General features: G+C 67.7%; 26 protein-coding genes. 13 read left to right on the forward strand and 13 right to left on the reverse strand.

The genetic code is table 11. From position 1 onward, the window contains the following. Positions 1–3: 3 nt before the first annotated feature. From NATOC_RS18765 to NATOC_RS18775, 3 genes are all read right to left on the reverse strand, one after another. Positions 4–1,530 (reverse strand): oligosaccharide flippase family protein, encoded by a 1,527-nt coding sequence (locus tag NATOC_RS18765; protein WP_015323060.1) that lies wholly within the window; start codon positions 1,528–1,530, stop codon positions 4–6. 312 nt (positions 1,531–1,842) lie between these two features. Further along, complete coding sequence (locus NATOC_RS18770; protein WP_015323061.1) at positions 1,843–2,628, reverse strand: FkbM family methyltransferase; 786 nt, start codon at positions 2,626–2,628, stop codon at positions 1,843–1,845. Next, positions 2,625–3,455, reverse strand: a complete 831-nt coding sequence (locus tag NATOC_RS18775) for an HVO_0234 family beta-propeller protein (protein WP_015323062.1) — start codon at positions 3,453–3,455, stop codon at positions 2,625–2,627. Before NATOC_RS18775 ends, NATOC_RS18770 begins: the two co-directional genes overlap by 4 nt. Positions 3,456–3,545: 90 nt before the next feature. Between NATOC_RS18775 and glmM the strand changes: the two genes are divergently transcribed. Continuing rightward, complete coding sequence (glmM, locus tag NATOC_RS18780; RefSeq protein WP_015323063.1) at positions 3,546–4,910, forward strand: phosphoglucosamine mutase; 1,365 nt, start codon at positions 3,546–3,548, stop codon at positions 4,908–4,910. 65 nt (positions 4,911–4,975) lie between these two features. Then, entirely contained in the window at positions 4,976–6,046 is a 1,071-nt protein-coding gene (locus NATOC_RS18785) for a hypothetical protein (RefSeq protein ID WP_015323064.1), read from the forward strand. Between the two features lie 21 nt (positions 6,047–6,067). Here the strand turns inward: NATOC_RS18785 and NATOC_RS18790 are convergent, their stop codons facing one another. Genes NATOC_RS18790 through hisI form a run of 4 tightly spaced genes read right to left on the reverse strand, consistent with a single transcriptional unit; the run spans position 6,068 to position 8,615 of the window. Continuing rightward, entirely contained in the window at positions 6,068–6,577 is a 510-nt protein-coding gene (locus tag NATOC_RS18790) for an HPP family protein (RefSeq protein ID WP_015323065.1), read from the reverse strand. Between the two features lie 49 nt (positions 6,578–6,626). After that, a complete protein-coding gene (locus NATOC_RS18795) occupies positions 6,627–7,040 on the reverse strand; it encodes a universal stress protein (RefSeq protein ID WP_015323066.1) in 414 nt (137 codons plus the stop codon). Between the two features lie 50 nt (positions 7,041–7,090). Continuing rightward, the gene (locus NATOC_RS18800) at positions 7,091–8,248 is read right to left on the reverse strand and encodes a DUF7118 family protein (RefSeq protein ID WP_015323067.1); all 1,158 of its coding nucleotides are present in this window, start codon (positions 8,246–8,248) and stop codon (positions 7,091–7,093) included. Position 8,249: 1 nt separating this feature from the next. Next, positions 8,250–8,615 carry a phosphoribosyl-AMP cyclohydrolase gene (gene hisI / locus NATOC_RS18805; RefSeq protein ID WP_015323068.1) on the reverse strand — a complete coding sequence of 122 codons (366 nt, stop codon included), beginning with the start codon at positions 8,613–8,615 and terminating at the stop codon, positions 8,250–8,252. A gap of 142 nt (positions 8,616–8,757) precedes the next feature. Between hisI and NATOC_RS18810 the strand changes: the two genes are divergently transcribed. After that, a complete protein-coding gene (locus NATOC_RS18810) occupies positions 8,758–9,078 on the forward strand; it encodes a cupin domain-containing protein (protein WP_015323069.1) in 321 nt (106 codons plus the stop codon). Positions 9,079–9,164: 86 nt separating this feature from the next. On the opposite strand, the gene serA is transcribed toward NATOC_RS18810, so the two are convergent. After that, entirely contained in the window at positions 9,165–10,751 is a 1,587-nt protein-coding gene (gene serA / locus NATOC_RS18815; protein ID WP_015323070.1) for a phosphoglycerate dehydrogenase, read from the reverse strand. 84 nt (positions 10,752–10,835) lie between these two features. Then, positions 10,836–11,738, reverse strand: a complete 903-nt coding sequence (locus NATOC_RS18820; RefSeq protein WP_015323071.1) for a DMT family transporter — start codon at positions 11,736–11,738, stop codon at positions 10,836–10,838. Between the two features lie 163 nt (positions 11,739–11,901). Here NATOC_RS18820 and NATOC_RS18825 point away from each other — a divergent pair, with 163 nt between their 5' ends. After that, positions 11,902–13,113, forward strand: a complete 1,212-nt coding sequence (locus tag NATOC_RS18825; RefSeq protein WP_015323072.1) for a mechanosensitive ion channel family protein — start codon at positions 11,902–11,904, stop codon at positions 13,111–13,113. A gap of 9 nt (positions 13,114–13,122) precedes the next feature. On the opposite strand, the gene NATOC_RS18830 is transcribed toward NATOC_RS18825, so the two are convergent. Further along, positions 13,123–13,860 (reverse strand): hypothetical protein, encoded by a 738-nt coding sequence (locus tag NATOC_RS18830; protein WP_015323073.1) that lies wholly within the window; start codon positions 13,858–13,860, stop codon positions 13,123–13,125. A gap of 108 nt (positions 13,861–13,968) precedes the next feature. Between NATOC_RS18830 and serB the strand changes: the two genes are divergently transcribed. Next, entirely contained in the window at positions 13,969–14,613 is a 645-nt protein-coding gene (gene serB / locus NATOC_RS18835; protein WP_015323074.1) for a phosphoserine phosphatase SerB, read from the forward strand. Between the two features lie 92 nt (positions 14,614–14,705). Beyond that, positions 14,706–15,086, forward strand: coding sequence for a hypothetical protein (locus NATOC_RS18840; protein WP_015323075.1), 381 nt, complete (start codon positions 14,706–14,708; stop codon positions 15,084–15,086). 20 nt (positions 15,087–15,106) lie between these two features. On the opposite strand, the gene metX is transcribed toward NATOC_RS18840, so the two are convergent. Then, positions 15,107–16,315 carry a homoserine O-acetyltransferase MetX gene (gene metX, locus NATOC_RS18845; RefSeq protein WP_015323076.1) on the reverse strand — a complete coding sequence of 403 codons (1,209 nt, stop codon included), beginning with the start codon at positions 16,313–16,315 and terminating at the stop codon, positions 15,107–15,109. Between the two features lie 2 nt (positions 16,316–16,317). Beyond that, positions 16,318–17,658: an O-acetylhomoserine aminocarboxypropyltransferase/cysteine synthase family protein gene (locus NATOC_RS18850; protein ID WP_015323077.1), complete on the reverse strand. Its 1,341-nt coding sequence runs from the start codon at positions 17,656–17,658 to the stop codon at positions 16,318–16,320. Between the two features lie 112 nt (positions 17,659–17,770). Here NATOC_RS18850 and NATOC_RS18855 point away from each other — a divergent pair, with 112 nt between their 5' ends. The 6 genes from NATOC_RS18855 to NATOC_RS18880 all read left to right on the forward strand — a co-directional run bounded on the left by NATOC_RS18855 (position 17,771) and on the right by NATOC_RS18880 (position 23,299). Further along, complete coding sequence (locus tag NATOC_RS18855; RefSeq protein ID WP_015323078.1) at positions 17,771–19,003, forward strand: MFS transporter; 1,233 nt, start codon at positions 17,771–17,773, stop codon at positions 19,001–19,003. Between the two features lie 139 nt (positions 19,004–19,142). Beyond that, positions 19,143–19,814, forward strand: a complete 672-nt coding sequence (locus NATOC_RS18860; protein ID WP_015323079.1) for a twin-arginine translocation signal domain-containing protein — start codon at positions 19,143–19,145, stop codon at positions 19,812–19,814. Between the two features lie 336 nt (positions 19,815–20,150). Beyond that, positions 20,151–21,176 (forward strand): DMT family transporter, encoded by a 1,026-nt coding sequence (locus NATOC_RS18865; RefSeq protein WP_015323080.1) that lies wholly within the window; start codon positions 20,151–20,153, stop codon positions 21,174–21,176. A 54-nt stretch (positions 21,177–21,230) separates the two neighbouring features. After that, positions 21,231–21,512, forward strand: coding sequence for a hypothetical protein (locus tag NATOC_RS18870; protein WP_015323081.1), 282 nt, complete (start codon positions 21,231–21,233; stop codon positions 21,510–21,512). Between the two features lie 89 nt (positions 21,513–21,601). Further along, on the forward strand, positions 21,602–22,714 hold the full coding sequence (locus tag NATOC_RS18875; protein ID WP_015323082.1) for a pyridoxal-phosphate-dependent aminotransferase family protein: 1,113 nt from the start codon (positions 21,602–21,604) through the stop codon (positions 22,712–22,714). Positions 22,715–23,017: 303 nt separating this feature from the next. Beyond that, positions 23,018–23,299 carry a hypothetical protein gene (locus NATOC_RS18880; RefSeq protein WP_015323083.1) on the forward strand — a complete coding sequence of 94 codons (282 nt, stop codon included), beginning with the start codon at positions 23,018–23,020 and terminating at the stop codon, positions 23,297–23,299. 107 nt (positions 23,300–23,406) lie between these two features. On the opposite strand, the gene eif1A is transcribed toward NATOC_RS18880, so the two are convergent. Continuing rightward, on the reverse strand, positions 23,407–23,697 hold the full coding sequence (gene eif1A / locus NATOC_RS18885; RefSeq protein ID WP_015323084.1) for a translation initiation factor eIF-1A: 291 nt from the start codon (positions 23,695–23,697) through the stop codon (positions 23,407–23,409). 126 nt (positions 23,698–23,823) lie between these two features. On the opposite strand from eif1A, the gene NATOC_RS18890 reads away from it, so the two are divergent. Continuing rightward, positions 23,824–24,003: a DUF7470 family protein gene (locus NATOC_RS18890; RefSeq protein WP_015323085.1), complete on the forward strand. Its 180-nt coding sequence runs from the start codon at positions 23,824–23,826 to the stop codon at positions 24,001–24,003. The last annotated feature ends 1 nt before the right edge of the window (position 24,004 follow it).

The raw sequence follows: 24,004 nt of genomic DNA on the forward strand, positions 1-24,004 counted from the left end.
GCGCTACCGGAGACTCGAACCGAACTTCCCGATCGGATCGGGTGCCGACTCGAGGAAGTCGATGATCTCGTCGACGTCGACCGCCCCGAACAGGAGCGACAGCGCCAGAAAGACCACGGCGCCGACCGGCGGAACGACGATCAGCGAGACCGGGAGTTCGACGAGAACCAGCGGGATGGCCGAGCCACGAAGGAACTCCGTGAGGAGAAAGATCGGTATCGCGGCGGCGACACCGACGACGAGAGCCCGCGGGATGCGCGCGTCGGCAGCCGGGTAGAACCCGATCTGTCTGGCGCTCCAGAGGTGGAAGACGAACATCAGCCCGTAGCTGACACTGGTCGCGACGGCGGCACCGTACATTCCGTACTGGGGGATCAACAGACCGTTGAGGGTGACGTTGACGACCGCCGCCGCACCGGTCGCGATGATCAGCGTTCGGAGGTCGCCTTTCCCCTGTCCGATCGCGAGTACCGGACGGGCCAGTGCGAACCCGACGCAGCCGGGTAGCAACAGGAGGATCGGTACGTAGCTGGCGATGTAGTCGTCGGGGTAGATGATCGGCAGCGCGATCGGGGCAAGCGCCGCGAGCCCGATCGCAAGCAGCAGGGTGAACAACAGCGTATACCGGGTGATGCGTGCTGCAAGCGAGTTGATCCGCTCGCGGTCGTTGTTCGCCCAGATGTTCGACGTCGAGTGCAGGAGGACGTTCTGCAGTGCCAGCGGGACGATCCAGAGGAACTCCGCGAGAGTCAGTGCGATCCGGTAGTAGGCGGTCTCCTGTGACGTGCTCAGGAACCCGAGCATCATGACGTCGATCTCGTACAGCGACGTCAGACAGAGAATCAACACGATGCTGAGCCCGTTGTACATGAAGAGCTCGCGCCGCGGAAACTCCCGCGAGGGGATCTTGAACAGCGCCGTCGTCAACGACACCCGGTAGTGAATTACCGCCAGCCCGATCAGCGACGTCACCACCGCACCGGCCATGTGGCCGATCAGCACGCCGGGGACGCCGTAGCCGAGGTACGCGAGGCCGACGCCGACGGTGATAAACAGGACCTTGTCGAGGAAGAGCAGCGGCTCGGAGTAGCGCTCGAGGCCAAAACCCATGAGCGTCCGGCGGGTGTACTCCCGAAACTGGGAGGTAAACACGAGCAGCGAGAGCAGGTAGAAGTACGTCTGGTAGGAGGTGCCAAGATGGTTCTGGATGAAGCCGGACTGGGCAGCCAGCGCGAGGAGGAAACAGCCGACCGCCGCGAGCAACAGCGCCAGCCGAAGGTAGAATCCGACGACGTGTTCGTCCCAGTAGGGACGATCGCGGTCCTCAGCCACGTACTTTCGGACGCCGTCGCCGACACCCGTACTGACGAAGATCATATAGATGGCAAACACCGACATCAGGAACGCGTAGTCACCGTACCCTTCCCCGAGAAACCGGGTCAAAAGCGGCGAGGAGAGAAAGTCGAGGCTGATGAGGAGAAACTTCACGCCGACGATCGAGAGAAAGGCGCTGGTGATGCTCCGCTTCATTCGTTAGAGGGGATTTCGAACGGCGCCCGAAGAGTGCATCGAGTTCCGGTGCCGGCCGAGTGCGAGCGGACTGGATCCGTCCCCGCCGAATAGCGCACTCCGACCAGGGACGACGGTCGCGGTTCGAAACCGTCCCACCGATCCCGGAACAGGAGCCGGCAGAGCGGAGAGAGGAGCGAGCGACAGCGTAGAATCATATTCGACCGTACCGATCCACCGGGGATTATTATACAGGGGCTAAGGGCGGCGAGAGTCGCGCATTCCGGCCGAGACGGTTCGAGAGACGCTCCCGTGCCCGTAGCTGCCGTGCGATCAGTCCGCACCCGGCTCGCAACGCCAGTACCCCTCCCGCTCGTCGATCCGGTAGCCAACGTCTCGGAGGGCCGTCCTCGTCTCGGCCGGCACGTCGTCCCCGAGACCGTCGGCGTGGATCTCGACGAGGACGGTCGGCTCCTCGCGCTCGAGGACGTCCGCGGCGCCGCTGATCACAGCGGGTGCGGCCCCCTCGGCGTCGATCTTGATCGCGTCGGGTGCCGGCAGGGCTGCAGCGAGCTCGTCCAGCCGACGGACCGGAACCGATCGGACGTCGGCGACCGACGCCTCCCAGCGAGTGGCACCGTCCCGGTCGAACGCCGAGAGCTCGGGGTACGTCGAGACGTAGAACGGCCGCTCGCCGGAGCCGTCGCCGACCCCACACCGTCGGAGCTCGATCCGGTCCCCGAGCCCGTTCAGCCGGACGTTCGCGCCAAACCGGGCGGCGGTTCGGGGCGCTGGTTCGAAGGCGACGATCCGGCGGTCCGGCGCCCCGGTTGCCAGTGCGAGCGCGTAGATCCCGACGTTCGCGCCGACGTCGTAGACGACGGCCGAGGGGCCACAACAGGCCTCGAGCTCCGCGAGCATTCGGTCGTCGCCGTGGCGGTTGAGCGGTTCGTAACACCGGAACGTTCCGGCGGGTGTCCGGTTGGGACGAACGACCAGCTCCCGGTCGTAGTTGAGCGCCGCCAACCGGTAGTAGGCGCCGTACCCGACCCCGCGAAGGGCCCGGAACGCGCGACTCTCGAGCACCGATCCCTCGAGTCGTTCGCGGACGTCGGTCACGCGGTGTGGACGGCCAGAGCCGCGACGCCGTCGACGCCAAGGGGCTGGGAGCGCCACTCGCCGTCGGTCGCCGCGAGAAACGTCCCGTCGCGGGTGACGGCGTAGGGCGTGTCGCCATAGCCGACGTCGACGATCGGCCCCGGTGCGTCGAGCTGGCGCCACTCGCCGACGTCCTCGTGGTAGTCGAAGACCCCCGTCTCCGAGATCGCGTGTGCGCGACGGAGGCTCCCCGGCTCGGAGCGGGGATCCACGGCGACGACGTCGAACGGTTCCTCGCGGACGCCCATCCAGCCGTTGCCGAGCTTGTAGAGCCCGTCGGCGGTCGCGGCGAGGGGGACCCCCGGGGCCGAGACGTCGGCGACGTCGGTAAGCCCGGCGTGATCGAGCCCGCCGTCGTGAACCCGGTAGACGCCCCGGTCGGTCGCCAGGAGGTCCCCGTCGATCGCCCGGACCGTCGGCTCGAACGACTCGGCGAGCGTCGTCCAGGCGCCGTCCTCGTGACGGCCGACCCGTCCGTCCGGGCTCGCGGCGAGCAGTTCCGATCCGTCGGCGCCGACCGCCCTCGCGGGGCCGAACCCGGTATCCGTAAGGACGGCGTCGCCCGTCCCGTCGGTCGGGTCGAGCAGCCGGACGTCCTCGTCGGTCGCGACGGCGACGTGCTCGTCGGTCGCAGCGGCGTCGACGGCGTCACAGCGGGCCTGGAGGCCGAACTCGCCGACGGTTTCGCCGGAGACGCGAACGCGAACGACGCCGAGCGAGCTCGCGACGTAGGCGCGCGTGGCTCCTTCCCGGTCGCCGTAGACGCGTTTCTCCTCGATCGAATCCATACCCGAACGGTCGGGGCGCCACCCCGAAAGCGTTCCGTCTGTCTCCCGGCTTCGGAACCCATTTGGGGGGGCCAGCCCGACTACCACGTGATGCAAGTATTCGGATCTAGCGGGACGCGGGGCGTCGCCAACGAGGAGCTGACGCCCGCGTTCGTTCTGCGCGTCGCGAAGGCAGCGGGGACGGCCTGGGGGGTCGGCCGTATCGCGATCGCACGCGACACCCGCCACACCGGACAGATGCTCGCCGACGCCGCCGCCAGCGGCCTGGCGAGTACGGGGACCGACGTCGACCGGCTCGGAATCACGCCCACGCCCGGTGCCCAGGCCTACGCCGAGCGCGAGGACGTTCCGGTCATGGTCATCACGGCCTCGCACAACCCGCCCCAGTACAACGGCGTCAAGCTCGTCGATAGCGACGGGGTCGAGCTCGCCGTCGCCGACCTCGAGAAGATCGAGGAGACGCTGCTTGCGGAGGCCTTCACAGTCGCCCCCTGGGACGAGACCGGGCGCGTTCGGGACGTCGAGGGAGCCAGACGAGAGTACATCGAGGAGCTGCTCGAGGCCGTCAATCGCGAGCGGATCGCAGACGCCGACCTGACGATCGCGCTCGACCCGGGTCACGGCGCGGGCTCGTTGACCAGTCCGGAGCTCTTCCGCCGGCTGGGCTGTCGGGTCGTCACCGTCAACGGGCAGCCCGACGGCCACTTCCCTGGTCGCGACCCCGAGCCGGTGCGCTCGAACCTGGGCGATCTGGGCCGACTCGTCCGTTCGACCGACGCCGACATCGGGATCGCCCACGACGGCGACGCCGACCGCGCGATCTTCTTCGACGAGGACGGCGAGTACGTCGAGGGCGACGCGACGCTGGCGGCGCTCGCGGCGGCCGAGCTCGAGCCCGACGACACCACCGTCTCGGCGGTCAACGTCTCCCAGCGGCTGGTCGACGTCGTCAACGAGATCGGCGCCGAGCTCGAGCTGACGCCGATCGGCTCGACGAACATCATCACCCGGATCCGGGAGCTCGAGGCCAAGAACAAACACGTCCCCGTCGCGGGCGAGGGCAACGGCGGGATCTTCTTCCCGAACTACCGGCTCACCCGCGACGGCGCCTACACGGCCGCGCGGTTCCTCGAGCTCGTCGCCGACGACCCAGTCAGCGAGATTGTCGCCCCCTACAGCGGCTACGCGAACGTTCGGCGCAACATCGAGTACGAGTCGACGGCCGAGCGCGACGCGATGCTCGACGCCGCGGCCAACCACGCCCAGGAGGCCGACGCCGAGCTCAACACCCGCGACGGCTACCGGCTCGATCACGGGGACGCGTGGGTGCTGGCCCGGCCGTCCGGCACCGAGCCGCTCGTCCGGATCTACGCCGAGGCCCGCGACGGCGACCGGGCGAACGGGCTCGCCGACGAGATGTACGAGACCCTGGCCGAAGCGAAGACCGACGCCTGAGGCGACGCTGCTGCCGGCAGCAGTCCTTTCCGTCGGCTCCATCTCGATGGCACACGAAGCTACAGATGGGAGAGTCGACGCGGCGCCACGACGTAGCCGGCGAGGACGACGCCCCACAGTCCCAGCCGGATCCGCTGGTCGGCTCGGGATCGCGGACCGACGCCGCGCTCCACTGGTGTTACCTCCACGGCGACCGACGGATCGTCTCCGGACTGCTACTCGTCGCCACGTTCGTCGCCGCCCTGCTGTTGATCCGGAGCTCGCTGATCACGCCGACCGAGGCCGACGACGTCGTCGCGATCTCCTCGACGCTGATCGGCGGAATGCTCCCCTTCATTACCGTCGTGCTGGCGATCAACCAGCTGATCCTCTCCGAGGAGTTCGGGACCACCGGCGCCTTCTTCGAGCGGATCGAGGAGACCGCCGACTTCCGGGCGGCGATCGAGGACCACACCGGGATCCGACCCAGTCCCGCGGAGCCGTCCGCGCTGCTTCGAACGCTGATCGAGGCCAAGCGCCGAACCGCGCTGGGGTTGCAGAACGTCTGTCTGGACGCCGACCCCGAACTCCGCGAGGACGTCGAGGCGTTCGTCTCGACGACGGTACCGCGGGACGACGACACGATCGACGCCCTCGAGGGTGTGACGTTCGGCACCTTCGAACTGATCGCGGTCATCCTCCACTACAACGACCCCTGGCAGCTCCAGGAGGTCCGGAAGATCCACGAATCCCACCGATACCAGCTCTCGGAGGCCGCGGACAACCAGCTCGAACGCCTCGAGGACCTCCTGAGCGACATCCACGTCGCGCGCCAGTACTTCAAGACCGTCTACATGCAACAGGAGCTGGCTGACCTCTCGAAGATCCTGCTGTACGTCGGCTTCCCGACGCTGCTGGCCGGCGCCTTCGTCGTCCTCTCGTACGGAAATCTGCTGGCGCTCGAGTTACATCCATACGTCTACGTCCTGGTCGTCGCCGCGACGATCACGGCGCTGTTTAGCCCCTTCGCCGTCCTGTTGGCGTACGTCCTCCGGATCGCGACGATCGCGCGCCGGACGGCCGCCGACTTCGGCCCGTTCGTCCTCCAGCAACAGCTCCCTGGCGAGGACCTCGAGACCAGCGACGCCGGCGACTGAGCTTGGACGGGCTACTGGCCGTCAGTGCCGGAGTTCCTCGCCGTACCGGGCACCAGCCCGCTCGGTCGCCAGCAGGATTCGGTGGGCGGCGACGAGCAAGACGACCGCGAGCACCATCAGCGTCCCCTCCCACAGCGTCGAGAGCAACCCCAGCGAGACGATCAGCGTCGTCGCGCAGGCGGGCGGGTGGCGAGTGTCGGTCGCGAGCATCCCGCCGACGGTCAACAGCGTCGCGACGACGGCGCTGGCCGCGAGCTGGAGCCCCGCGAACGAGCCCGGCGCCGTCGCCGAGGTCATGCTGACCCCGCCGGCGAAGGTGTGGTAGGCGACCAAACCGGCGACGACGCCAATCGCGTGGCCCCCGATCACCCGCCGGGGCGCGGTCGCGTCGCCGTCCTGGAACAGCGCCAGCACGAACGCGGACGGACCGAGGCTCGGGAACACCATCGGCAGCCCGGACAGCCAGGCGACCCCGGCCGTCGTCAGGATGAGAAGGCCCGTGTGCAGCGTCGTCCCCGTCCGGTCGTCCATACCGCTCCCTCGACGGCTGGGAAGGAAAACGTCGGTGATCCCGGAGCGCTCACGAGCCGTTCGGGACGATCGTCACCGGAACCGGCGACTGGCGGGCGACCTGCTCGGCGACGCTGCCAAGCAGCATCCGCGAGACGCCCGATCGCCCCTCGCTGCCCATCACGATCGCGTCGGCGTCGGTCTCCACGACACACTCGAGGATCGCGTCGGCGGCCTGTCCCTCGAGGACGCGGGTCTCGATTCGGGTGTCGCGCTCGTCGGCGAGCGCCCTGGCGTCCTCGAAGACGTCGGGCTGGCGCTCCTCGGTGGCCGCGGCCGACGGCTCGCCTGCGTACCCCGCCTCGAGGTCGTCGATCGCGTGAACGACGGTTATCTCGTCGTCGGGGAACCGTTCGAGGGCGTACTCGAGGGCTGCGCGTGCGGGCTCGGAGTCGTCCACCGGGACGAGCAGCTGGGTGGTCATACCATCACTACGGTCGGCGTGTCCTTCAGTCGTCGGCACGCGAACCGAGCTCAGACCGGATCGTCGTCCTCGAGGGCGTCCTCGAGTCGCTCCCGCTCGGCCCGCAGCGCCTCGAGCTCCGCGGCGACCTGCCCGTCCCGCAGTCGCTCCCGTTCCTCGGCCGTCAGCTGCTCGACGGCCTGGGCGGCCGTCTGGAGGCGGTCGTACGCCTCGTCGCGAGCGAGCAGCCGAACCTCACGGAGCGCGGCCACGGTCTCCTCGTCGGCGACCCGGTCGACGAACGGACGGAGCTCCCGGCTCCGGCGCTCGAGGACGCCCGCGGGACCGGGGGGCCAGCCGATCGTCAGCGGCTCGGCGTCGATCCCCTCGAGGGAGGTCTGCTGGGTCGCCACCGTTCGCTTGAGCTCGTCGGCGTCCTCGACGTAGTGGGCGAGCTTCGACCGGGAGTAGTCGGCGTACTCGAGCAGCTCCGGGATCGTGTACTCGCCGGCGGGTCGCTCGCGGACGAACCGCTTCAGGTCCTCGGGGGGCCGCTCGAACGGGACGAACGGGTACCAGCGGCTGCGATCGAGCAGCGCGAACACCTCCCGCGCCGAGGCCTCGTCGCGGTACTCCCGGAACGCCGTTCGGACCAGCTCGTCGTAGCGTGCGATCGGCTCCCGGAGCCGTTCGACCGGGGCGTCCAGATCGGCCTCGGCCAGTTCGAGCAGCCGCTTGCGCTCGTCGAGCTCGTCGTCGATCGCCCGGAGCCGTCTGCTCGCGGCTTTGCGCGCCTCGGCGACCGCCTCGCGGGCCGCCTCGCGCTCCTCGAGCAGGTCGGCGTACTCCCTGGCGGGAGCGAGACGCTCGCGGGCCCGCTCGAAGTCAGACTCGCTCAGTCGGCGCTTGTCGAGGGCCTCGAGGGCCCCCTCGAACGCCTCGCGGGCCTCCAGGCCGTCGGACAGCCCGTCGACAAGCGAGTCGAACTTCCCCTCGAGTTCGACGTAGGCCTTGAAGTTCTCCCTGCCGGTCCCCGTCGCCCGGTCGACGTAGCGATCGAGGAGATCCGTCGCCTCGTGGTAGGCTGTGGTAGTCTCCTCGACGGTCTCGGGACCGCGCTCCTCGATCTCGCTGATTGCCCGTGCGTACCGGTCGCGGGCGTCCTCGAGCCCCTCGAGGGGCGTGCGCTCGGTCTCGGGATCGTCCGAGCGAGAGACGGATTCGCTCATCTTACTCGTAGACCGCGTCGGGATCGAACACCTGTTCGCCGACGCGTTCCCCCTCGACGGTCCGGTAGAAACAGGAGCGATGCCCCGTGTGGCAGGCCCCGCCCTCCTGGTCGACCAGGTACAGCAGCGTGTCGGCGTCACAGTCGACCCGGATTTCCGCGACCGCCTGCGTGTGGCCGCTCGTGGCGCCTTTCTCCCAGAGCTCCTCCCGGCTCCGGGAGTAGTAGTGAGCCCGTCCCGTCTCACGGGTGCGTTCGAGCGCCTCCGAGGAGACGTACGCGAGCATCAACACCTCGCCGGTGTCGGCGTCCTGTGCGACCGCGGGAACGAGCCCGTCCTCGCCGAAATCGACCGCGATCTCGTCCATGGCCGATCCCAGGGGCCTGCGGGCGATAGATCTTTTGCAGCGCGAACGACCCCCGGAGCAAGAGGCGGGCGCAAGCGGGCGAGCGCCGAACCGGTTCGGCGCTCGCCAACACTTATGGGCCGCCACGTGCTCGAATTCCGTGATGGCATCGTACACAACCGCGAACTACCGCGACGGCGACGAACAGCACGGCCTCTATTTCCTCCGGGACGAGCTGAACTGCGAGAACGTGGGCGTCACCGTCCTCGAGTGTGACCCCGGCTGGGAGGGGATGGAACACGACCACGCCGACGAGGACCACGAGGAGGTGTACCTGCTGGTCGAGGGCGAGGCGACGGTCACCGTCGACGACGAGGACGTCGAGCTGGGCGAGGGCGACGCGGTCCGGATCCCGCCAGAGTCCGACCGACAGATCCACAACGGCGACCAGGAGAGTCGGTTCGTACTGATCGGTGCCCCCTGACTTCCTCCCACGACTGAAGTCGTGGGCGTTCTTCTCAAACCTCTGTAACGCGTCGACCCGCGACGACGGCAGTCGGCCGGGAGTCGCTACGACTGACCGTTGAGGATGATGTAGTCGACGCCGAGGATCCGGTCGTCCTCGTTGAGCTCCGCCTTGGCTTCTTCGGGAACCTGACTGTCGACGTTGTAGACCGTCAGAGCCTCCCCACCGATCGTCTCGCGGGCGTTGAACATCCCGGCGATGTTGACGCCGTGTTTGCCCATCACGCTCCCGATGAGACCGATAACGCCGGGTTCGTCGGTGTTACGGGTGACGACCATCTTCCCGTGCGGGATCGCGTCGACGCGGTAGCCGTCGACCCGGACGATTCGGGGGTCCTCGCCCGCAAAGAGCGTCCCGTCGACCGAAACCTCCTCGTCGCCGTTCCCGACGGTTACCGAGATCAGGCTCTGGAAGTCGGCTGCCTGACGGGTCTTGGACTCGGTGACCTCGACGCCCCGGTCCTCGGCGATCTGGGGAGCGTTGACCGCGTTGACCTGCCACTCCAGGGGCTCGAAGACGCCCTTGAGCGCCGAGGCGGTGACGAACTCCAGGTCCTCGTCGGCGATCTCGCCCTCGTAGGAGACCTCGACGCGCTCGGTGCGGTCGTCGAGCAGCTGGGCGGCGACCTTCCCCGCAGTCTCGGCGATGTCGATATACGGCTTTACGCGCGGGAACGCGCTCTCGTCGATCGAGGGCGCGTTCAGCGCGTTGGCGACCGGTTCTTCCTGGAACGCGGCGTTGACCTGTTCGGCCGTCGAGACGGCGACGTTCTCCTGGGCGGCCTCCGTCGAGGCACCCAGGTGCGGCGTGACGATGACGTCGTCGTGTTCCAGTAGCGGCGAGTCCTCGGCCAGGGGCTCCTCGGCGAAGACGTCCAGCGCCGCCCCCGCGAGGGTGCCGTCCTCGACCTTCGCGGCGAGGACGTCTTCCTGGACGATCCCCCCGCGGCCGACGTTGACGAGGTAGCCGCCCTCGAGCAGGTCGAGCTCCTCGGGGCCGATCATCCCCTCGGTCTCGGGGGTCAGCGGCGTGTGGATGGTCAGGAAGTCCGCCCGCTCGAGACACGGCTCGAACTCGACCAGTTCCGCACCCAGCCGATCCGCGCGCTCCTCGGAGATGTACGGGTCGAACGCGACGACGTCCATCCCCAGCGAGTCGAGCTTTTTGGCGACCTCTTGGCCGACCCGACCCAGACCGACGATCCCCAGGGTCTTGCCGTCGAGTTCGGCGCCGAGGTAATCGCTTTTGGCCCACTCGCCGTTCTTCAGGCGGATGTGAGCCTGCGGGATCGAGCGAGCGGTCGCGAACGTCATTGCGACGGTGTGTTCGGCCGCCGCACGGACGTTCCCCTCCGGCGCGTTGGCGACGATGACCCCGTGATCGGTCGCCGCCTCGATGTCGATGTTGTCGACCCCGATCCCGGCCCGACCGACGATGACCAGCTCCTCGGCCGCCTCGAGGACGTCCTCGGTCACTTCGGTTCCGGAACGAACGATCAACCCGTGAGCGTCCGAGACCGCATCGAGCAGGTCGTCGTCCTCGAGTTCGTACCCCGTTTCGACCTCGTGGCCCGCCTCTCTGAGAACGTCCAGACCCGCGTCCGCGATCGGGTCCGTAACGAGCACCTTCATGCGCGAGACACCGGGTTGGAACGGGTAAACCCTTCCGTTGTCGACATCGGGTGGCAAAAATGGTCGGTGACGACAGCGTCCGTTTCAGATCGTGATCAACACGGCGCCGAGGACGACCAGCACCGCCCCCGCGACGACCCCCCTCGTCACCCGCTCCAGGTCCCGCAGGAGCACCGCGGCGAACAGTAACGTAAAGAAGGGCGCGGTCGCGACCAGCGGGTCCACGATGGCGATCCGTCCGCCTTCGAGACCGAGCGCCGCCATCAGCGAGAGCATCGCGACGGTCGTCAGCAGGCCGCTGACCGCGAAGTAGCGGTAGGACCGACGCGGACGCTCGAGGACGTCGCGCCCGCCGACGGCGGCCGCGTAGGCGACCAGCGCGACCAGGCCGGCGGTCTCGTTGATCGCGACGGCCTCGAGCGCGGAGATCGGGGTCTCGAGAATCCCGTACCGGCGCGCGACGTTAGCGACGGCGAACGTCGCGGCCGCCAGGATCGGCCAGCCCAGATCCCGTAGCGTCCAGCCCTCGAGGTCGCCGCCCCGGGACAGCGTCAGGATCGAGAGGCCGGCGACCAGGACGACGATTCCAGTCCCCGTCACCGGACCCAGCGGTTCGCCCAGAACCGCGAGGGCGATCAGCGTCGCGAACAGCGGCCGCGTGCTCAGGATCGTACTGTTGAGACCCGCGCCGACCCTGTCGACGCCGACGAAGATCGCGATCCGACCCAACGCCGTCCCGATCGCACCAGCGAAGGCAAAGACCGCCAGCACCTCGAGGGTCAACCCGGCGAACGCCGAGCGCCCGTAGACGACGGCGATGGCGGTCCAGTACCACAGCAGCTGAACGGCCACGACGACGAGCGCGGCCTGGATCGAACCGCCGCCGCTGGCCATCCCGCGCTTGTCGAAAACCGGCGCGAGCCCCCAGAGGATCGCCGGCACCAGCGCGAGCGCGACGACCTCGGCCCCGGCAGTCGGGCCGGTCATTCTCGGCGGGCGCGCGCCCGTTCGTCACCACCCATCGGTGGCAATCCGCGGGCGTCTCCGTTGACCGTTCCGGTTTCGAGGACGATTCGGGCCCGGACAAAAAGCGCTCGACCGAACATCCAACAGTATATTACTCGTCGTAGCGACGGCTTACACGTCCTCGATGTCGCTCCAAACGTCCTCGTGGCGGTGGCTGCAGGTCGACGGCGTCGGTCAGTCGGTGCTGTCGATGTCGCTGCTCGAGTGGGAGTGGCTGTTGCTCTCGGTGATCATCGTCGGCTCGTACCTGTTGGCCCGGCTGGTCCACTGGCTCGGCAAGCGGTATCTTCCGCCGCTGGGGGAAGACGAGCCGAGCTCGTTCGGACGGGCGACCGCCGAGGAGATCTACACCCCGCTTGCGATCTCGATCCTGCTGATCGGGATCTCCGTCGCGTTACAGGCGTTCGGCGTCATCGACGCCCAGTCGCTGCTCAGCAACGCCGTCGCGACCGCCCTGACCGTACTGTGGGCCCGCGCGGCGATCCGAATTGGCAGCCGGTGGCTCGAGATCGCGAACGGCTCCGGAAGCGACTACGAGTTCGCGCCGATCTTCCAGAACTTCTGGAAGATCGGGATGGTCGCGATCGCGGCGCTTGTCATCGTCGCGATCTGGGACCTCCAGGTGACGCCGTTTCTGGCGTCGGCGGGTGTGCTGGGTATCGTCATCGGCTTCGCTGCCCAGGACGCGATCGGGAACCTGATCGGCGGTATCGCGCTGTACTTCGACAACACGTACAAGCCGGGCGACGTCATCCTGCTCGAGGAGGAGATGCGCGGCACCGTCGTCGACATCGGCATCCGATCGACGACCGTGCTGACCCCGGAGAACACGATGGTAACGGTACCGAACTCGGTGCTGAACTCGACCCAGGTCGTCAACCAGACGGCGCCCCGGCGCCACATCCGGGTCGACGTCTCGGTCTCTGCAGCGTACGGAACCGACTACGAGACCGTCGAACGCATCGCCATGGAGGTCTGCGAGGACGCGCCGATGATCCGGAGCTCGCCCAAGCCGCGCCTGCTGTTTCGCGAGTTTGGTGACTCCGCGCTCGTCTTCGAGCTCCAGGCCTACGTCGCCCACCCGCTGGCCGAGATCCGCGCGGTCGACCAGCTCAACCGTCGTATTTACGACCGGTTCAACGAAGCGGGGATCACGATCCCGTTCCCCCAGCGCGAACTCTCCTTTCTCGACGACGAGGGGGCGGCCGACCAGCGGCTCGACTTTCGGGAGCGCGACGGACCGCCAGGTGGTACTCGCGAGCCCGACGACGACCGCGGGGAGTCGCCGAACGAACCGACCGAGTCCTCGCCGAGCGGGGCCCGAACCGACGAGTAAGCGGGCGGGTCAGCTCGCGTCCGCGTCGGTCGTTTCGATCGGTCCGTCCGCGAGCAGCCGCGGGAGGGCCGCGATGGCGGCGCCGAGGACGACGAAGAGAACGACGGTAGCCGTCACGGAGAGAACCGACGAGAGGTCGACGGCGACCGAGAGGGTCTCGGGATCGGGCCCTACCTCGCCCGGATCGGGCTCGCCGTCCGCGGGCGACCACTGTGCGACCGCGCCGACCGCGACGGCCAGCGCGACGTAGCTCGCGGTCAGCGTACCGAACAGCTGTCCGGCGTCCGCGAGCGTCTCGAGGCGCACGTACCGGACGAGCAGGTAGCCAGTGGTAGCGAGGACGACGACGGGAACTAGCGCGGAGACGTGGGAGGTGATCAGCCCGGTCGGTGCGTACGCCCCCTGGATCGGCTCGCCACCCTGCTCGAGTCCGGCGCCGTGGCTTCCCAGCAGCGTGAACGCGGCGATCACCCACTGGCTCGGCTCGTTTTCGGCCTGCGCGAACATCCCCGAGGCGAACATCGCGGCCGCGAGCTGGGCGGAGAGCAGAGCGGAGAGCGCGAACGCGACCGGTCCCGACACGGCGCCGACCGTCCAGGGTGCGTACGCGACGACCGAGTGTCGACTTCGCTCGGGTCGTCGCTCCGGCGACTCGTCGTCCGAAGGGACGGACGCTTTTTCGGGTGCGGTCGGTTCGCCCTCGAGCGAGGGGCCCTTCTCGTACTCGAGTCGTCGCTCGCCTGACATACTCCGGCGATCGCGGCGCGACGATAACAGTTTTCGGGTCGACCGGCCCATCACGTCTTCGCGGCGGAACCTGAACTGGTTTATCCGGGGGGCCACAACCGACGGCTGATGACAGTCGTTGCGTTCGATTTCGACGGGACGCTCTCGGACTCCGAGATGACCGTCCTGCTTGGCAAACAGTGTGGCGTCGCCGACGAGATGGCCGAGATCACCGAACGGTCGATGAACGACGAGATCGAGTACGCCGAGAGCCTCCGCAGGCGGGCGGCGCTGCTCGAGGGACTCGAGGAGGACGCCGTCGCCGCGGCCTTCGCCGAGGTCGAACTCCGCGAGGGAGCGGCGGCGCTGATCGAGTCGCTGAACGACGCCGGCGTCACGACGGCGATCCTCACGGGCGGATTCGAGCGCGGCGTCGAGGCCGCCCTCGAGCGCGAGGACGTCGCGGTCGATCACGTCGTCTCGAACCGGCTGCCGATGGCCGAGGACCGACTCACCGGCGAGGTCGAGGGCCCGCTGATCGAGGGGACCAAAGACACCGCGCTCGAGGAGCTGACGAGCCGGGTCGGCGCCGAGCTGGAGGAGACGGTCGCGGTCGGAGACGGCGCGAACGATCTGCCGATGCTGCGGGTTGCCGGGCTTCCGATCGGGTTCGAGCCGAAGCCGGCCGTCGAACCCCACTGCGAGGTCGTCGTCGACTCGATGGCCGAGGTTCGGGACACGTTACTCGCCGAGGGCGTGCTGGATCGCGAGTAGCCCAGGGCCGTCAGCGATCGCTGAAATTCTGCGGTAATCGGCCATTTCGATACCGAGAGAGTTATTTACTCGGAGTCGAGTAAGTTGTCTCGATGATGTGGCAAGACCTGGTGTTCATGGTAGGCAGCACACTCTCGATCCTCTTTCTGGCCCCGACGCTGCGGGACGCGAGCGCCCGCGTCCCGCTGGGGACGAGCATTCCGTCGATGGCGATCGGGATGGTGTACGGCACGACGTTTCTCACCCTCGGGATGACCTTCTCGGCGCTGGGCGCCTACGCTGCGGGGTCGATGTGGTCGCTGATCGCGACGTTTCGCTCGCCCCAGCGGCCGGTCCATCGGCTGGTCCGCACGGTAGGTCTCGGCCTGTTCGCGCGGGACGTCCGCTACTGGATCGATCGCCGTCGCGGCGAACGTCAGCTGGCGGAGCAGTACGTCCCCCGAGAGGCGCCGTCGACCGCACACGCCGATTGAGGGGCCCGCCGCGGGCGCCGTCACTTCGAAAAGAGGCTCGTGTGGACTGGCGCGAACGAGTCGTCCTCGTCCTTCGTTTCGGGATTCGTGTCCGTGATCGCCCGCCCGGAGAGCCCGTTCTCGAGCAGCTCCGACAGCGGCGGCCCGACCTTCTCGGGTTCGACGAGAAAGGCGTCGTGACCGTGATCGGAGTCGACGACGTGGTGGGCGGCGTCGACGTCGGCCTCGCGGGCGGCCTCGGCAACGACCTCGGCCTGCTCGACGGTGAAGTGCCAGTCGCCGGTAAAGGAGAGAAGTAACAGCTCGCCCTCGAACGCCGCCAGCGCGTCGGCGTCGGACTCGTACCCCGCCGAGAGATCGAAGTCGTCCATCGCGCGGGTCAGGTAGAGGTAGCTGTTGGCGTCGAACCGGTCGGTGAACTTCTCGGCCTGGTAGTCGAGGTAGGACTCGACCTCGCGGTAGGGGAAGAAGGCGGCCGCGGGATCCGGCGGGCTCTCGTGGACCGTCTCGCGGCCCGCCGACCGTCGGCCGAACTTCCGGGCCATCGAGGACTTCGAGAGGTACATGATGTGGCCGATCTGGCGGGCGCGGGCCAGCCCGTCCTCGGGTTCGGGACCACCGTAGTAGTGGCCGCCGTTCCAGTCGGGGTCGCTCGTGATCGCTCGCCGGGCGACGGTGTCGAGCGCGAGACACTGCGCGTCGAGTCGCGCGGCGGTGGCGACCCCCGCGGCCCGGTCGACGTCGTCGGGGTACCGACGCAGCCAGTCCAGGACGTTCATCCCGCCGACGCTACCCCCGACGACGGCGTGGAGTCGACCGACGCCGAGCGCGTCGAGTAGCCGCCGCTGGGCGCGCGTCCAGTCGCCGATCGTCACAGGCGGGAAGTCGGTCCCGTACGGCTCCCCCGTCTCGGGGTTCGTGCTCGCCGGTCCCGTCGTCCCGTAACAAGAGCCGGGGACGTTCGCACAGACGACGTAGTACTCGGTGGTGTCGATCGCCTTTCCGGGACCGACGACGTCGCCCCACCAGGCCCGGGCCTGGCCCGCGGTCGCGTCGTCGGCGTCGGGACGGCGGGCGACGTGGGCGCTGCCGGTCAGCGCGTGACAGATCAACACCGCGTTGTCCCCCTCGAACTCGCCGTAGGTCTCGTAGGCGACCTCGAGGCTCGGGATCGTCTCCCCCGAGAGGAACTGGAACTCCCCGAGGTCGATCGTCTCCTTGGTCGTCACGGTTACTCCTCGCGAGCCGCGCGTGTCGCTTCGTCGATCGCCCCCTCGAGGTCGGCCAGGATGTCCGCCGGGTCCTCGACGCCGACCGAGAGCCGGACGAGATCCGGCGTGACGCCGGCCTCCTCCTGCTCCTCGGGGGTGAGCTGCCCGTGGGTGGTGCTCGCGGGGTGGATCACCAGCGTCTTCGCGTCGCCGATGTTCGCCAGGAACTGGGCGAGCTCGACGTTCTCGCAGAAGGCCTTGCCCGCCTCGTACCCGCCGCGCTCGCCCGCGCCCTCGATGCCGAACGCGATCATTCCGCCGTAATCCGCGAGGTATCGCGAGGCGTTGTCGTGGGTCGGATGCGACTCGAGTCCGGGGTAGGTGACCCAGGCGACGTCGTCGTGGCTCTCGAGGTAGTCGGCGACGATCGCGGCGTTCTCGCAGTGTTTCTCGACGCGCAAGGGAAGACTCTCGAGTCCCTGCAGGGTCTGCCAGGCGTCGAACGGCGACTGCTGGTTGCCGAGGCTGCGCAGCGAGCGATAGCGCGCGGCCGCGGCGAAGGGAGCCTCCGGAAAGTCCCGCGAGAAGTCGACGTCGTGGTAGGCGTGGTTCTGGCCCGCAATCTCGTCGTAGCCGTGCTCGCCCCAGGGGAAGGAACCGCCGTCGACGAGGACGCCTCCAACCGTCGTGCCCGAGCCGTGGAGCCACTTCGTCGTCGACTCCCAGACGACGTCGGCGCCGTGCTCGAGCGGTCGACACAGCGCGGGCGTGGCGAACGTGTTGTCCACCACGAGCGGGACGCCGTGCTCGTGGGCGATCTCGGCGACCCGTTCGAAGTCGGGGGTCACGAGCGACGGGTTGCCGACGGTCTCGACGTGGACGAAGGCGGTGTCGTCGTCGATCGCCGCCTCGTAGGCCTCGTACTCGAGGGTCGGGACGAACCGAGTCTCGATATCCCGGCGGGAGGCCGTCTTCGAAAAGTAGGCCGTCGTCCCGCCGTAGGTGTCCGTCGAGCAGACCACGTTCTCGCCTGCCTCCGCGAGGATCAACACCGCCGAGTCGAGCGCGGCCATCCCGCTCCCGGTCGCGACCGCGCCCGCCCCGCCCTCCAGGGAGGCCAACCGCTCCTCGAGGACCCGGACCGTCGGGTTGGCGATCCGCGAGTAGATGTACCCCTCTCCCTCGAGGGCGTACAGCTCCGCGGCGGTATCGGCGTCCTCGAAGGCGTAGGAGGTCGTCTGGTGGATCGGCGGCGCCATCGCGCCCGTCGTCGGATCGGCCGACTGACCGGCGTGGACGCTTCGGGTTCCGAATCGGGGGGCCGACGGCTCGCTGCGCCCGTCGCTCGCGTCGTCACTCATGTTTAGTACGCATACTACTCCACGTTCATATGCGTCCCAGTAACGGCAAAAACCGCAGGCCCCGCGCGGGCAGACGAACGGGTTGATAGGTCACGAACACGAACCACCCCCCGTGCACTCGAACGACCGGGAACGGATCCTCCTCGCGGCGGTCGTTTTTGCGGTGTTGTTTTCTCAGCTGCTGCTGTACCCGGGGGTCGCCACGCTCGTCGAAACCCTCGGGGCCGACGCGACGTCCTCGCCGGTTGCGGCGACCGCGCTTGACGCGAGCATGTGGTTCCTCGTCAGCGAGTTCGCCGCCTACGTCGCCTTCGTCGGTGTCTGGGGGCTCGCAAGCGACGCGACGGGCCGGCGCCGTCCGTTCATCGTCGTCGGAGCGCTCGCGGGCGCAATCGGATACGCCACCCTGGCCGCAGTTCCGGCGATCGGTTCGATCCCGTTCGAGGGCGTGCTGGCCCTGCGGGTCCTCCAGGGAACGATGACCATCGGCGCGTTCTCGCTGACGATGACGATGCTGATGGATCTCGAGGGCGGGCACGGACGCAACATGGGTGCGGCGGGGATCGCCATCGGACTCGGCGCCGCGCTCGGCGCCCCGATCGGCGGCCAGCTAACCGAACTGAACCCGCTCGCGCCGCTGGTCGCCGCGGCCGTCCTGCTGGTCTGTGTCGGGGCGCTGGTCTCGCTGGTGCCCGACCGCAGCGGCGGGCACCGTCGCTCCGCCCGCGCGCTCGTCGAGGGACTCCGACGGCAGCCGACGCTGACGATCCCCTACGCGTTCGGGTTCGTCGACCGACTGACCGCGGGCTTTTTCGCCCTCGTCGGAACGCTGTACTTCCAGGAGACGTTCGGGATCGGCCCCGCCGCGACCGGACTCTTGCTGGCCTGTTTTTTCGCCCCCTTCGCCCTGCTGCAGTACCCCCTCGGGGCGCTCTCGGATCGGATCGGACGGACGGCCCCGATCGTCGTCGGCTCGCTGTGTTACGGCGTCGGCATCCTCGCGGTCGGCGCCGCACCGTCGGTCGCGACGGCGGCGGTAGCGATGGTCGCCGTCGGCGTCCTCGGCGCGCTCGTCTCTCCCGCGACGATGGCGCTGGTCACCGATATCGCGCGCGAGCGAGAACGCGGGGTCGCGATGGCCGGGTTCAACCTCGCCGGCAGCCTCGGCTTTCTTGGCGGGTTCCTGATCGGCGGCACCGTCGCCGGAAACTACGGCTACGGCTCGGCCTTTCTCGTCGTCGGCGGCCTCGAGATCGCGATCGCGTTAGTCGCCGTCCCCGCGTTCCTCCGGCTTTCGCTCGAGGACCCCGACCGGTTCCGAACCGGAGAACACGGTGACAGCTGAGCCATCGTGACAACTTCAAAACATCTCTCGGCCGCGAAGTTATCCGCCCGTTATTACCGATATCTATGGTATGAGACCGCATAGCGACGTACGATCGGAGGGTTGCAATTTTTATGTACCCAGTCCTAACCCATCGGTGATGACACGAGATAACGGCATCTCCCGACGAACGGCGATGAAGGTTACGGGTGCTGCGGCCGCGACGACGCTGGTTGCCGGTTGTGGTGACAACGGCGACGACGACGAGAACGGCGACGACGACGAGAACGGCGAGAACGGCGCCGACGGCGACGGTGTCGAGATCGAGCCTGGCGAGACGATCGAGCTCGACGCACAGAGCGGTGGCTGGGTCGGCGTCGCTCCCGACGACATCGAGGACGAGGAGAACCCGACGCTGATCCTCGAGGAAGGCGAGGAGTACGAGATCGGCTGGGAAGAGGGCGACGGTTCCGCTCACAACATCGAGATCGTCGACGAGGACGACGAGATCGTCGACGACCTCGAGACCGACGAGGAGAACGAGGGTGGCGACGACCAGTTCCTCGACTTCGAGGCCAGCGAGGAGATGTACGAGTACGTCTGCCGTCCCCACGACAACGCGATGCGCGGCGCCTTCGAGATCGAGGAAGGCGAGAACGGCGCTGACGACGAAGAGAACGGCGCTGACGACGAGAACGGCGCCGACGACGAGAACGGCGCCGACGACGAGAACGGCGCCGACGACGAGAACGGCGCTGACGACGAGAACGGCGCCGACGACGAGAACGGCGCCGACGACGAAGACGACGAGCTCGTCGACGACGACGAGTAACTCGGTCGCCCCGCGCTACAAAGTTCCATTTTTGCCGCGTCGGTACCGACGGAGTCGTACCTCCTCGAGCGACCGTGTCGCCGGTTTCACCTGGCTTTCGACACCGTGCTGTCGGTGTCGGCCACTCACCCGAACAGGTGGACGGCGTCTGCCGACCGATCGGATCCGGTGACGAAAGCGACCGGTTTGATCTTCGAAAATTCGTTTCGTAGTACTGACTATCATACCCGCCTGGTATCGTGACGGGTGCTAGCGCCCCTCTGTGGATTCGGTACGCAGAGGCTCTCTACACCAGGATATCAAAATTCAAGTCCCTCGGGAACCTCCCGTGATAAAATGACTTCACAGCGAGATATCTTTCTCTTCGTTGCGCTCGCGGTCGCCTGGGGGACCGCGTTCGGCGCGGTCGAGGTCGGCCTCGAGACGCTCCCGCCGATTCTCTTCGCCGCGCTCCGACTCGACGGTGCGACCCTCCTGTTTATCGCGGCCATCGCCGCGCTCGGCCACGAGTGGCGACCCCGAACCAGGGCGGACTGGACGACGATCGCGATCGCCGGCGGTCTCATCGTCGGCGGCCACTACGGGCTGATGTTTCTCGGACAAACGTACGTCTCGAGCGCCGTCGCTGCGATCGTCCTCAGCCTGACGCCGATCGTGACCCCGCCGCTCGCGCTGGCGCTGTTGCCCCGGGAGCGGCTCCGCGCTCCGGCCGTCGTCGGCCTCGGGCTCGGGCTGGCCGGCGTCGTTTCGATCGCGCTGTCGGGGGGCTCCCTCGACGGCCAGATCGTCGGCGTCGGCCTGCTGCTTGGCTCGTCGCTGGTGTTCGCGATCGGCTCGGTGCTGACCGAGCGAACTCGCAGTACCCTGTCGCTGTTACCCCTCCAGACGTGGGCGATGGGTGTCGGCGCCCTCATGCTGCACGCGCTGAGCGTCGTCCACCCCGCAGAGAGCGCCGCCGGACTCGGTGCCGCGCTGACGACAGAAACGACCGCGGCGCTCGCGTATCTGGCGGTCGTCTCCACCGCGGGCGGCTTCCTGGCGTACTTCGTGTTGCTCGAGCGCGTCGGAGCCAGCGAACTCAGCCTCGTCAACTACGCCTCGCCCGTCGTCGCCGCGGTCGTCGGCTGGGCGCTGCTCGGCGAGACGATCACGCTCGCGACGATCGGCGGGTTCGCGCTGATCATCGTCGGCTTCGCGCTGTGTAAGATCGACGCGCTCTGGAAGCTCGGCGCGCCGATCGTCGGCTACGGACCGACCAGACCTGCCGCAGGCGCGGCCAGGGCCGACGACGTCGTCGTGGACGGCAATGTCTACGTCGCCGGTACCGACGGCTACGGCAGCCCGGTGCAGTCGGCGGACTGACGGCGCCTCTCGAGAGCCACAAGACGTATCCCCGAGAGCGAACGATCGAGCCGCGTGACCAGTAGCGTCCTCCCCGCCGCTGCGAACATCGATCTCGGGACCGCCGCGCTTCTCGCCGTATTCGGGCTGGGAGCGTTGGCCCTCCTCCTCGCCCGAATCGATCACGCCCTCGAGACGTTCGGCGGCGAGGACGTAGCGGTGTCGAAAACCAACTGTCCGGCCTGTGGCGCCCGCATCGCGGCCGAGGCCGACCGATGTCCGTACTGCGAACGCTCGTTCGACGACGAGGAGGGTGACGAGGACGGCCCACCGGACTACGGCTGGGTCGAGACGTAGCGGTGTCGGTTCGGCCGCTTCGCGACCGTCCGGGAGTCGCTGTGGCATTCACAAGTACCATACCGTCGCGCGACGCAGTGGCTCGTAACGTGACCGAGAAACGCGAGTATACGGGTGACTACCCCGACAAGACGCTGTACATCCCGGGACCGACCGAGGTCCGCGAGGACGTCATCGAGGCGATGTGCGAACCGATGTTCGGCCACCGGATGGATCGGATGACCGACCTCTATACCACGATCGTCGAGGACACGAAGGCGTTCCTCGGCACCGACAACGACGTGATCGTCCTCACGGGGTCGGGGACCGAGTTCATGGAGAGTTCGATCCTCAACCTCGTCGACGACGACGTCCTCGTGACGACCTGTGGCAGCTTCAGCGAGCGCCAGGTCAACGTCGCCGAGCGGCTCGGAAAGAACGTCGATACCCTCGAGTACGAGTGGGGGCAGGCGGTCAAACCCGAGGACGTCCGGGCGACCCTCGAACAGGCCGACACCGACTACGACGCCGTCACTTGCGTCATGAACGAGTCCTCGACGGGCGTTCGGAACCCGATCGAGGAGATCGGCGACGTCCTCGCCGAGTATCCGGACACTTACTTCATCGTGGACGCGGTCTCCGCGCTGGGCGGCGATTACGTCGATATCGACGCCCACGGGATCGACGTCCTCTTCACCTCGGTCCAGAAGGCCTTCGCCATGCCGCCCGGCCTCGCCGTCTGCGTGGTTAGCGACAAGGCCTACCAGCGTGAACTCGAGTCCGAGTCGGCCTCCTGGTACGGGGGGTTCCAGCGCTCGCTGGACTACTACGACCGGAAGGGCCAGACCCACTCGACGCCCGCCATCCCGGTGATGCTCGCCTACCGCACGCAGATGAAACACATGCTCGAGGAGGGTCACGACGCCCGCGACGAGCGCCACCGCGAGATGGCCGAGTACACCCGCGAGTGGGCCCGCGACCACTTCGAGATGTTCCCCGAGGCGGGGTACGAGTCCCAGACGGTGAGCTGTATCGAGAACACACAGGGGATCGACGTCGCCGAAACCATCGACGCCGTCAGCGAGGAGTACGATATGGTGTTCTCGAACGGCTACGGCTCGCAGCTGGGCGAGCAGACGTTCCGCATCGGCCACATGGGCGAACACGACCGCGAGTCGATCGAGGCGCTGACCGACGCCATCGAGGACGTCGCCGGGCTCTAAGCGGCCGTCCTCGCCGCGAAGTCGACTCCCCTCTGTCCCGCGTTCAGCCACACCGAGTGGCGACGCCGGAGACAGCGCCGGCACCGGTCTCGTGGACCGTCACGCGGGAACTGTCACGATCGTTCTGGATATAGATATCATGATGCCGAGATATAGAGAGCTACTCCCATGGTACCAGTTACGTGGTCAGAGAAGTCTTCTTCACCCATTTTGATTGGATGTGTCGTGGTAACTTGTGCCCAAAAGTACCAAAAGGATGAAAGGTTATATGCGTCGAGCGTGTACTTCGATCCGAAACAACCAATGACGCGACACCCGGATCTCCAGCGACCCGAATCGACTCGAAAACGACACGCCGACTCCGGTTCGATCGGCGGCGCGCTCGCGTTCGTCCTCGCGGCGATGGGACTGCTCGTCGCGCTCAGCTACCCGCTGGTCGTCGCTGCCGTCGTCGGCACCGTCGCGGCCGCGGCGCTTGTCTTCCGGCTCGGCGCGCCGGCGCTGGCCCGCGAGCTCCACGGCCGGATGACCGAACTCGAGGTCCCCGGCGTCGGAACCGTCCGAATCAGCGTCGACGTTCGATAACGCTCGTTTTTGCGAACTCCTGTGACTGCCGGACACGCCGATCGCTCGCGAGCCGTTGCTGTCGCTAAAGACTCGATCGGTCGTGGACAAAGCGCGGAGAATCGACGTTACTGAATGTGGCCTTCGCGACGGAGCTGATCGGCGTCGCTTTTCTCGTAGCGCCAGGTGATGTCGGCCTTCTCGTCCTGCCAGTCCCAGGGCTCGACGAGGACGACGTCGTCCTCGCGGATCCAGATGCGCTTTTGCATCTTTCCGGGGATTCGCGCGGTGCGTTCGGTCCCGTCGGCACACTGTACCTTGACGCGGTTCGCCCCGAGCATGTTGGTGACGGTCGCGAACACCTCATCGTCGTCGGGCATCCGGAGATTGTTCCGACCGCCATCACCGTCGTCGCTCATACCGCAGGCTTCGGGTTCGATCGGTTTAATCCTTTATCGATTTCGTCGATCGGACCGCCACTGGCTGTCGATCTGGGGCCGTGACGAACCACGTCGCTTATCCCCCTGCTCTGGTCACTCACCCGTATGCTGAGGCATCTCGGGCCGCTCGGAATCGCCGGTATCGCGCTCTTGCTGGTCGGACTCGTCGTTATCGCCTACGAGAGTCTCCTGGTCGCCGCCGGACTGGCGCTCGTCCTACTGGGTCTCGGGCTGGCCGTAAAGGCGCTGGTCTCGAGCGTGTTCAGACAGTTCGGCATGATGTAGC

The sequence above is a fragment of the Natronococcus occultus SP4 genome (assembly GCF_000328685.1).
Lineage (GTDB): Archaea > Halobacteriota > Halobacteria > Halobacteriales > Natrialbaceae > Natronococcus > Natronococcus occultus.